A 5755-nucleotide genomic window follows, 5' to 3' on the forward strand; every position below is an offset into this window, starting at 1 on the left:
GGAGGTTATTTCAGGCATTGCAGCCTTATTTGACTCCTAAACGTCTCGCACCATGGTTTGATTTTACCATGAAGAATCCGACTTGATGAGTATGTCGTCAAGGAAATTTGGCATGGTCTGGGGTTTGACCGTATACTCATTATTGAGTTGCGAATCTTTGGGGTTATTGTACCTTATTGTCCTAAGATGTCAAGCAAATCTTGGATTAAATTCTTGCTCCATTATATCCCAAACTACTATCCTAGAGCGCCACTGTTACCGCCACCAATCCGATCCCACTGAATATGATATGAGTTTTCCCCTATTTGTTGTATGATCGTCCTAAATAGATGCAGGTTTTGCCGACTATTGGGCAACCCACCTAGATCATAATCAAAATCTGCCACCATCAACGTTAAGGAGTACGGAATAACCCATCATGCAACGGTTTAGACTCGATCCCTTTCTCTGGATTCATTTAGCCGGATTGGCAACTCTTCCCATTTGGCTAGGATTATGCCTATTGGGATTTGCCGTGGGTTATCCTGTATTTCCTGTCACCATAGAGTTTTTACTGGTGGCAGTCCTGGGTATAGTGCCAGTGCTATGGATGCAGTGGTTTAGGCCCTTCTATATATATAGCATTTTGGCGATCGCCATTAAGCCGGAACAACTAACCACAGAACAACAGCGGATTCTCACAGGTTTTAAAACCCAACGCCATCAGGGTTTTGCCATAATTACCCCCGTTTTGCTGCTGCCGATTTTGTGGCAACTGTACCGCATTGCACCCCTAGCCACCGATGTCGCCTCCATACTTCCGAATTGGAGGATTTTGGGTTTAGCGATCGCCACCATAGCCTTCTGCGGGTGTAACCTATTTACCCAAGTGCCAATCAGTGTACTATTAGTATTTTTGACCTCCCAATCAAAGCTAAATCAGCGTCATCCCCTATCAACCGATCAGATTAGCCAAGGATTTACCATCGTTGGCTGGAAAGTCGATCGCATCTTACCCATCACCCCCAACCCCGAAAAAACGTCATAGGCTCATCACTCAGATGGACCATAACCCAGATCAATTAACCAACTATGCAGAGATTAGCTTAAACTTTTGTAAAATTGTCATTATGATATAAAGATAGGTTCAGCCTGATATGATGTCTGATCCAGGCCAATCAGGTAGAGCCTCGAACACTGTTTAGTTAACGTATCGTCATGGCTCAATCTACCTCAATTTTCTGGAACCCTGATGCTGGAATGAACCGCCGGGACTCTCAGATCTGGTCTGATCTCAAACAGGCGATCGCCACCAGTTCAGGGTTCAAGGGTTGGCAGCTAGACCGAAATTCTGCCGAAAATCTCCAGAATCTCAATCTTGACCAACAGGTACGCATATATTTACGGGAAACCCTAGAAACCTTAGCCTATTAATCAAGTATCATCAACCCAGAACCGTTGTTCAACCCCAAACCATAACCCCAAAACATCAGTAAACCCTAGTGTAAGCGATCGGCTTACACCAATCAGAATCAATAATCAAAGGAGTAAGAGCTTCTGATTCAACACGAACCCGAAAAGCCAGGCGCAGTACCCAGCCACCTTTGGAGTCTGCAACTGTCCATATGTATGTTTATCCCATCGATTGAGTTATCTCAGTCGGTGTCCTCCTATTTGCCAAAAGAACACTACATAATTATTCAACTCGACTCCCCAGAGGAATTTATAGAATATGTAACAGAACATAAACACCAACTTGACTGTCTCATTCTGGAGTGGTCGCCTCAGTGGCAGGTTTTAGTTGATAAACTCCAGCAAAACTTAATTTCTATCCCCACCTTAATCATTATACCTAATGAGCAGTCCCCTGTAGTCCAGCCTAGCCTAACTGAACCCTCCGAGAATTATATACTTTCCTCAACAGAAGTCCAGTTAAAAGGTAAGCAAATTCATCTAATACAAGGATATATTGATAAAGCTATTAGCCAATTTATTACCCATGCTGTCACCACTCGTCTGACCGATGAATCATCCTCTGTAGATACCCCTACGGAGTTAACTAATTTCATTGTTCGCCAGCAGCGAAGACTCATGGACAAATTACATGAGCGACTAGGATATCTAGGTGTGTATTATAAGAGAAATCCTAAAAATTTTCTGAGAAACCTGTCCAAGGCAGATCGTCAGAAGCTATTGGAACAGCTTAAATCTCAATATCGCCAAATTGTTTTAAGCTATTTTGCTAACGATAAAAATTTGAATAATCAAATTGACGAATACGTTAACATGGCGTTTTTCGGGGATATTCCAGTGACTCGCATTGTTGAGATTCACATGGATTTGATGGATAATTTTTCCAAACAACTCAAACTAGAGGGACGTAGTGAAGATGTTTTACTGGACTACAGACTTACCTTGATTGACACTTTAGCTCATTTATGCGAAATGTATCGTCGTTCCATACCCCGGGAGTCATGGGGAGAATGAACAGGTAAAAGTCCCTGTCAATTTCATCATGGGTCTAATGTCAAAAAAATCTCTGTTACTCCCCCAAATTTTCATCTTATATCGGTAGATATATCTATGACTCCTCTGAAGAAAACTTATGTTCTCAAACTCTATGTAGCTGGGAATACCCCTAACTCAGTTCGAGCTCTCAAAACCCTTAAAGATATCTTAGAACAAGAGTTTCAGGGTGTTTATGCTCTCAAAGTGATCGATGTTCTCAAAAATCCTCAACTAGCCGAAGAGGATAAGATTTTGGCAACACCGACCTTATCCAAAATTCTGCCCCCACCAGTGAGGAAAATTATTGGCGACCTCTCCGATCGCGAAAAAGTGCTGATTGGATTAGATTTACTCTATGAAGAATTAGAAGACGACGATTATAACTTCTAGGTCAGCCATCAACCCCCTTAGCCACCGTTGCTCCCCTAACGCTTTCAGCTAGGGGAGAAACCCCATTGTCCGATCGCAGTTAAGGTCTCCGTGGGAATATCCCCGTCCGCCGATCAATTCGAGATGATCATATTCCCACTGATGCAGCCAAGATTATGGTAAATATAAATAACAGTTATAGCAACCACCAGGCTAAATAGAACCGGGAACAAAAAATAGCCAACTTTTGATATCTATCTTGTGGTTATTCTCGATTACCTTAATACAGTACAATACCAAAGCCTATATCTATATAACCCAGTTTCCATAGACACTGTTGATGGGGAAATATAGAATACTCAAAGCCGAACGTTTTTAAAATCAATAATTATGGTCAATAGCAACCCCCAACCAGAACCCAATAAACGGAACTTAATTAGTGTCCAAAAAATCCGCACCATGATTGAAGGATTTGATGATATCAGTCATGGGGGAATGCCAGCAGGTCGCTCAACCTTGGTTAGTGGTACCTCCGGTACAGGTAAAACTTTATTTGCCGTTCAATTTCTCTACAATGGTATCACCTATTTTGATGAACCGGGTATTTTAGTCACCTTTGAAGAGGCTCCTACCGATATCATCAAAAATGCGGCCAGTTTTGGCTGGGATTTACAGGGATTAATTGATGAGGGTAAATTATTTATTCTTGATGCCTCCCCGGACCCAGAAGGTCAAGATATCGTCGGCAACTTTGACCTTTCAGCACTCATTGAACGCATACAGTATGGCATTCGCAAATATAAAGCTAGACGGGTTTCTATTGATTCGGTAACTGCCATTTTTCAACAATATGAAGCCGCCGGAGTCGTGCGACGAGAAATTTTCCGATTAGTGGCTCGTTTAAAGCAAGTGGGATCCACCACAATTATGACCACAGAGCGAGAGTCAGAATATGGTCCGGTCGCTCGCTTTGGTGTGGAGGAATTTGTCTCTGATAATGTCATGATTCTGCGAAATGTTTTGGAAGGTGAACGCCGTCGCCGCACGGTGGAAATTTTGAAGTTGCGCGGTACTACCCACATGAAAGGAGAATATCCTTTTACGATTACTCAAAATGGGATTAGTATTTTCCCCCTCGGTGCTATGCGACTTACTCAACGGTCTTCTAATGTCAGGGTTTCTTCTGGTAATAAAACTCTTGATGAAATGTGCGGCGGAGGGTTTTTTAAAGATTCAATTATTCTGGCGACTGGTGCTACGGGAACTGGTAAGACTCTCTTAGTTAGTATCTTTGTTAATAACGCCTGTCAAAGTAATGAGCGAGCCATTCTATTTGCTTATGAAGAATCCCGCGCTCAATTGTTGCGAAATGCTCACTCTTGGGGACTAGATTTTGAAGCGATGGAACGTAAGGGATTACTTAAAATTATCTGTAGTTATCCTGAGTCTACAGGCTTGGAAGACCATTTGCAAATTATTCGCTCGGAAATTTCTGAGTTTAAACCTTCCCGCATTGCGATCGATTCTCTTTCTGCTTTAGCTAGGGGAGTTAGTAGTAATGCTTTTCGACAGTTTGTAATCGCTGTCACTGGATATGCTAAACAGGAGGAAATTACCGGCTTTTTTACCAATACAACTGACCAGTTTATGGGTTCACACTCGATTACCGATTCTCATATTTCGACTATTACTGACACTATTCTTATGCTTCAGTATGTGGAAATTCGTGGTCAAATGTCTAGGGCTATTAATGTGTTTAAAATGCGCGGTTCTTGGCATGATAAGGGTATTCGGGAATATACTATCACCGAACATGGTCCCCATATTACTGACTCGTTTAGGGATTACGAACGCATTATTGGTGGTTCTCCTACCCGAATTTCTATTAATGAAAAAAGTGAGTTGTCTCGCATTATTGAGGGAGTTCAAGATGATCAGGATTGACGACTAAACCTTTACCGTGAACCTTTCCCTATCTTCAATGTCACGCATTACGACTCCCGTTAAGGGTGCGAGACGTTCAGGCATGAAATAGGGTTGAGATACCCGAAATAACCGCCTGGTGGGGACTTCAACCCTTTGGTTGAATATAAGGAACGCACTCCTGACCATCCCCATAACTGTTTATATGTCCCGACGCTTGGAGAAATCTAAGCAAGGCAGGGAACTCAAGGTCATAAACCAACTGAGAAATCAGGGAGTAGAGAGTAACGGCGATAGCCACCCCCAGTTTTGGGAATCATAACCCCAGGATTGAAGCGGGGAACGGAAGGCTCCGAGATACAACCTAGTATCAGAAACGAGACCACTGCCAACCATCCATGATTAGGGAGACCGAATGTCCGGCTTGAACCATCGTAAGAATCAAGTAGCGAAATAGGTTGAAACGCTGCGCTCAAAAGAGTAAGGGGAAAAGTAGGAGGCTCCTTATACTACCTACACAGACCTTGAAAGTACCCCGGTTCTGAGGACAAATCTAAAGATGGAAGGCCCATATAAACGGAACGTTTTAAGTCCTCCTGGACTCTGACTATCTGGTCGAGGTAGTTAGTAGGGATAAGTGTAACCGCAAGTCCTAGAGGATGTGAGATGTGACCAAAAGCCAACGCCCGGCTGTAATGGACGGGAAATGCTAACAGGTCACGGTTTGATTGTAAGAATAGAGTCTAGTGGGTGTTTAAATGACGCAAGCGAGTTGAAAGAAAGGATTCGAGAAATCGAAACCAATCAAGACTATGAATAACGTATGGAAAGTTATCCCATGGGCTAAGGTTCAGCGGAAAGTTTTTAAGCTCCAAAAGAGGATATTTCAAGCATCTAAATCGGGACAGGACGCGAAGGCCAGAAGGTGGCAACGTCTATTGGTGAAATCATATTATGCGTGCGAGACGTTTAGGAG

General features: G+C 42.8%; 6 protein-coding genes. All 6 read left to right on the forward strand.

The window, feature by feature from the left end; genetic code table 11:
- Positions 1 to 418: 418 nt before the first annotated feature.
- Complete coding sequence (locus P5683_RS22250; protein ID WP_006623295.1) at positions 419 to 1027, forward strand: low-complexity tail membrane protein; 609 nt, start codon at positions 419 to 421, stop codon at positions 1025 to 1027.
- A 170-nt stretch (positions 1028 to 1197) separates the two neighbouring features.
- Positions 1198 to 1413, forward strand: a complete 216-nt coding sequence (locus P5683_RS22255) for a hypothetical protein (protein ID WP_006623296.1) — start codon at positions 1198 to 1200, stop codon at positions 1411 to 1413.
- A 195-nt stretch (positions 1414 to 1608) separates the two neighbouring features.
- On the forward strand, positions 1609 to 2466 hold the full coding sequence (locus P5683_RS22260) for a circadian clock protein KaiA (RefSeq protein WP_006623298.1): 858 nt from the start codon (positions 1609 to 1611) through the stop codon (positions 2464 to 2466).
- Positions 2467 to 2562: 96 nt separating this feature from the next.
- Positions 2563 to 2877 (forward strand): circadian clock protein KaiB, encoded by a 315-nt coding sequence (kaiB, locus tag P5683_RS22265; RefSeq protein WP_006618253.1) that lies wholly within the window; start codon positions 2563 to 2565, stop codon positions 2875 to 2877.
- A 369-nt stretch (positions 2878 to 3246) separates the two neighbouring features.
- Positions 3247 to 4800, forward strand: coding sequence for a circadian clock protein KaiC (kaiC, locus tag P5683_RS22270; RefSeq protein ID WP_006623299.1), 1554 nt, complete (start codon positions 3247 to 3249; stop codon positions 4798 to 4800).
- Between the two features lie 791 nt (positions 4801 to 5591).
- The coding region (locus P5683_RS22275; protein ID WP_315645569.1) for a reverse transcriptase N-terminal domain-containing protein at positions 5592 to 5755 on the forward strand (164 nt) is incomplete at its 3' end.

Origin of the sequence: Limnospira sp. PMC 1279.21 (assembly GCF_032349615.1) — a bacterium.
Classification (GTDB): domain Bacteria; phylum Cyanobacteriota; class Cyanobacteriia; order Cyanobacteriales; family Microcoleaceae; genus Limnospira; species Limnospira fusiformis.

Bases quoted from the DNA above. Each gene is read 5' to 3' on its own strand.
- P5683_RS22255 (WP_006623296.1), top strand. From the start codon at position 1,198: ATGGCTCAATCTACCTCAATTTTCTGGAACCCTGATGCTGGAATGAAC.
- P5683_RS22260 (WP_006623298.1), top strand. From the start codon at position 1,609: ATGTTTATCCCATCGATTGAGTTATCTCAGTCGGTGTCCTCCTATTTG.
- kaiC (WP_006623299.1), top strand. From the start codon at position 3,247: ATGGTCAATAGCAACCCCCAACCAGAACCCAATAAACGGAACTTAATT.
- kaiB (WP_006618253.1), top strand. From the start codon at position 2,563: ATGACTCCTCTGAAGAAAACTTATGTTCTCAAACTCTATGTAGCTGGG.
- P5683_RS22250 (WP_006623295.1), top strand. From the start codon at position 419: ATGCAACGGTTTAGACTCGATCCCTTTCTCTGGATTCATTTAGCCGGA.